Source organism: Methylorubrum podarium, assembly GCF_022179745.1.
GTDB classification, from domain to species: domain Bacteria; phylum Pseudomonadota; class Alphaproteobacteria; order Rhizobiales; family Beijerinckiaceae; genus Methylobacterium; species Methylobacterium podarium.
On the sequence record NZ_BPRD01000004.1, the window covers coordinates 1 to 3,457 of the forward strand.

The window sequence follows — 3,457 nt, forward strand, 5'->3', positions numbered from 1 at the left end:
GGCGGCCCTGGTGAGCGCGCTTCTCTTCCTCGGACCCGCATTGTCGCGGCTGGCGGGGGCGGGATGGGCGGAGCCGTCGCCCGAGCGCGCCGTCCTGGCGACGCCTCTGCCGGCGACCGGGCCGCGCACGACGTTCCTGCGGGGCCGGCTCGGCCGTGACGGGAGGGGCGTGCCGACATTTTCCGTCCTGGCGGACCAGGACAACGCGATGCTGTCGGGGCTGGCCCTCGCCGACGCCCTCGTCCTCCGCCCGGCCGACGCGCCTCCGGCCGCACCGGGCGAGCCGGTCGCGGTCCTCCGCTTCGATCTCAGTTCCGGTTTCTGAAGGGGAGGGCGCATCGGCCGAGGCCGGCGCCCGCGATGCCGCCTCGTCTTCGCCCGTGCAGGCGCCTAGAACGGTTCGAAAAGCACGAGGAGAGAGATGGCCCGCTTGAGCATCCGCATCGATCTCGGACCGGATTGGCGGATCGGGCCCGGCAAGGTCCAGCTCCTCGAAGCGATCGCCGAGCACGGCTCGATCTCCGCGGCGGGCCGGGCGCTGGGCATGTCCTACCGCCGCGCCTGGCTCCTCGTCGAGGACATGAACAAGGGCTTCGGGCGCCCGGTGATCGAGGCCCAGATCGGCGGCAAGGCGGGCGGCGGCGCCCGGCTCTCGCCCTTCGGCACCGACGTCATCGCGCATTACCGGGCGATCGAGCGCGCCGCCGAGAAGGCAGCGGCGCCGTTCCTCGCCCGCCTGACGCAGCCGGCCGATCCGGCCGTGTAGGATCTGCGGGCGACAGCGGCCCTCGAAATCGGTTCGCTCACTGCCCTCTGCGTGCCTGTCCGTCGTGCGGGACGCTTACGGGCGACGCTCGCTATGCATCGTCACAACCAGCGCCTGATCCCCGCCGTGCCTCGATCCTGCGCATCCCGAGCACGGCGGAGCTTGATCCGGTTTCCGGTTGATCGCTTCGGAAAGAGCATGGCCTGTCCGCTCCCCCTTGCGGGGAGGAGAGGGGGCGTGGCCAAAGGTGATCAACCGGAAACGGATGAGGACATACCTTCGAAACAGCATCCCGGCGGCGGCGATCGTCAGGGCGCCGGCCGGAACCGCGTCGAGAAAAGCCGAGGACGATCGTCTCGGGCCCGGCGGAGACCCGCGGAACCCTTCGAAACCCCGCCCTGCACCACGTCGCCATCGAACCCAACGCCATCGCGTCTCGTGGCAGGGCGCAGGCGATCGGCACGGTCATTTTGTCCACTCTCAAGAGAAAAGCCGGCGGATAAAGTCGACAAATTGTCCAGACGCCATCCGACGCCAGATTTGTCCAAGTTCCTGCGCAGCATCGCGAAATTCAGCATTTCCCCGAATGGCTCGGACATTGCTGACGCAATTTCCGAAGTGCGGCGAAGACCGCACCTCGAGAAACCGCGCCAGGAGGATCCATGTCCGTCAGCATCGCCGCCGAACCCGGCTTTTTCAGTCGCGAGCGCACGGTCGCCGCGCCCAGCTTCAACCGTTGGCTGGTGCCGCCGGCCGCGCTCGCGATCCATCTCTGCATCGGCATGGCCTACGGCTTCAGCGTGTTCTGGCTGCCGCTCTCGCGCGCCGTCGGCATCACGCAGCCGGTCGCCTGCCCGGCTGAGATGGGCTTCCTCGGCTCCCTGGTCGCGACGGGCTGCGACTGGAAGATCAGCCAGCTCGGCTGGATGTACACGCTGTTCTTCGTCCTGCTCGGCTGCTCCGCGGCGATCTGGGGCGGCTGGCTGGAGCGCGCCGGGCCGCGCAAGGCCGGCCTCGTCTCGGCGCTCTGCTGGTGCGGCGGCCTGCTGATCTCCGCGCTCGGCGTCAACCTGCACCAGCTCTGGATGCTCTGGCTCGGCTCCGGCGTCATCGGCGGTATCGGGCTCGGCCTCGGCTACATCTCGCCGGTCTCGACGCTGATCAAGTGGTTCCCGGACCGGCGCGGCATGGCCACCGGCATGGCGATCATGGGCTTCGGCGGCGGCGCGATGATCGGCGCGCCGCTGGCCGACTGGCTGATGCGCCAGTTCGCCAGCCCGACCTCCGTCGGCGTCTGGCAGACCTTCGTGGCGATGGCGCTGATCTACGCCGTGTTCATGACGGCGGGCGCCCTCGGCTACCGGGTGCCCCGGGAGGATTGGAAGCCGGCCGGCTGGACGCCGCCCGCCACGACCAAGAGCGCCATGGTCTCCTCGCGCAACGTCGATCTCGGCGTCGCGACCCGCACGCCGCAATTCTGGCTGATCTGGGCCGCGCTCTGCCTCAACGTGTCGGCCGGCATCGGCGTTATCGGCATGGCCTCGCCGATGCTGCAGGAGATGTTCGGCGGCCGTCTGATCGGGCTCGACATCCCCTTCGGCCAGCTCGATGCCGCGCAGAAGGCGCAGATCGCGGCCATCGCGGCGGGCTTCACCGGGCTGCTCAGCCTGTGCAACATCGGCGGACGCTTCCTGTGGGCGACCTCGTCGGACAAGCTCGGGCGCAAGCTCACCTTCGCGATCTTCTTCCTCCTCGGCATCGTGCTCTACGCCGCGGTGCCGACGCTGGCGGGTCTCGGCACGACGCTGTTCTTCGTGCTCGCGGTCGGCATCATCATCTCGATGTACGGCGGCGGCTTCGCCACGGTGCCGGCCTATCTCGCCGACATGTTCGGGACCAAGATGGTCGGCGCCATCCACGGGCGGCTGCTGACCGCCTGGGCGACGGCGGGCATCCTCGGCCCGGTGCTCGTCAACTACCTGCGCGAGTACCAGATCGCCGCGGGCCTGCCCAACGCGCAGGCCTATAACCAGACCATGTACATCCTGGCCGGGCTCCTGGTCCTCGGCCTGATCTGCAACCTCCTGGTCCGGCCGGTCGCGGCGCGCCATTACATGGCCGAGGACAAGGCGGCCCCCGCCGCGGTCCGTCCCGAGGCGCAGGCGTCGCTCGCCGCGACGCCGACGGCCGAGCCCACGGCGTCGCCCGTGCTCGTCGTGCTGGCCTGGGCCGCGGTCGGCGTACCGCTCGCGGTCGGCGTGCTGATTACGCTCCAGAAGACGGCGATCCTGTTGCATTGACGCGCCCCTGCAACCCGCCGGCCCCGTGCCGGCGGGTCGGCGCATCGCCAGCGGGAGGAAATTCCTCTAAGAGTGCCTCACAAAACTCCCGGTCACCGGCCGCGTCTCCTTCGACCGCGACGGCGCAGCGGGAGTTTTGTGAGAGACACGAAGCAGGCGTCGCTCCGGGCCTGCTTGCGGCAGCCCCTCCCGCTGGCCCGATCGCGGTTCCATGACAGACGGCCCAGGCGCGACAGACGCTTCCGCTGCGACCAGCGACCCGTGGCTCGCCAAGGCGCACATCCTCGTCGTCGACGACGAGCCCGGCATGCGCAACTTCCTGGTCCGGACGCTGGCGCCGCGCTGCGCGCGGGTCGAGGCGGTCGGCGATACCGCCGCCGCGGGACGGCTG

The 3,457-nt window shown here is 69.9% G+C and carries 2 protein-coding genes and 2 pseudogenes; all 4 read left to right on the forward strand.

Going from position 1 to position 3,457, the window contains the following annotated elements:
* Positions 1–325: pseudogene (locus MFF42_RS00230) on the forward strand (gephyrin-like molybdotransferase Glp); the annotation flags it as partial.
* Positions 326–421: 96 nt separating this feature from the next.
* Positions 422–766 carry a winged helix-turn-helix domain-containing protein gene (locus MFF42_RS00235; RefSeq protein WP_238253506.1) on the forward strand — a complete coding sequence of 115 codons (345 nt, stop codon included), beginning with the start codon at positions 422–424 and terminating at the stop codon, positions 764–766.
* Positions 767–1,428: 662 nt separating this feature from the next.
* The gene (locus MFF42_RS00240; RefSeq protein WP_238253507.1) at positions 1,429–3,066 is read left to right on the forward strand and encodes an OFA family MFS transporter; all 1,638 of its coding nucleotides are present in this window, start codon (positions 1,429–1,431) and stop codon (positions 3,064–3,066) included.
* Between the two features lie 211 nt (positions 3,067–3,277).
* Positions 3,278–3,457: pseudogene (locus MFF42_RS00245) on the forward strand (sigma-54-dependent Fis family transcriptional regulator); the annotation flags it as partial.

Excerpts from the sequence above, each read along its gene's own strand:
- MFF42_RS00235 (WP_238253506.1), top strand. The coding sequence starts at position 422 with ATGGCCCGCTTGAGCATCCGCATCGATCTCGGACCGGATTGGCGGATC.
- MFF42_RS00240 (WP_238253507.1), top strand. The coding sequence starts at position 1,429 with ATGTCCGTCAGCATCGCCGCCGAACCCGGCTTTTTCAGTCGCGAGCGC.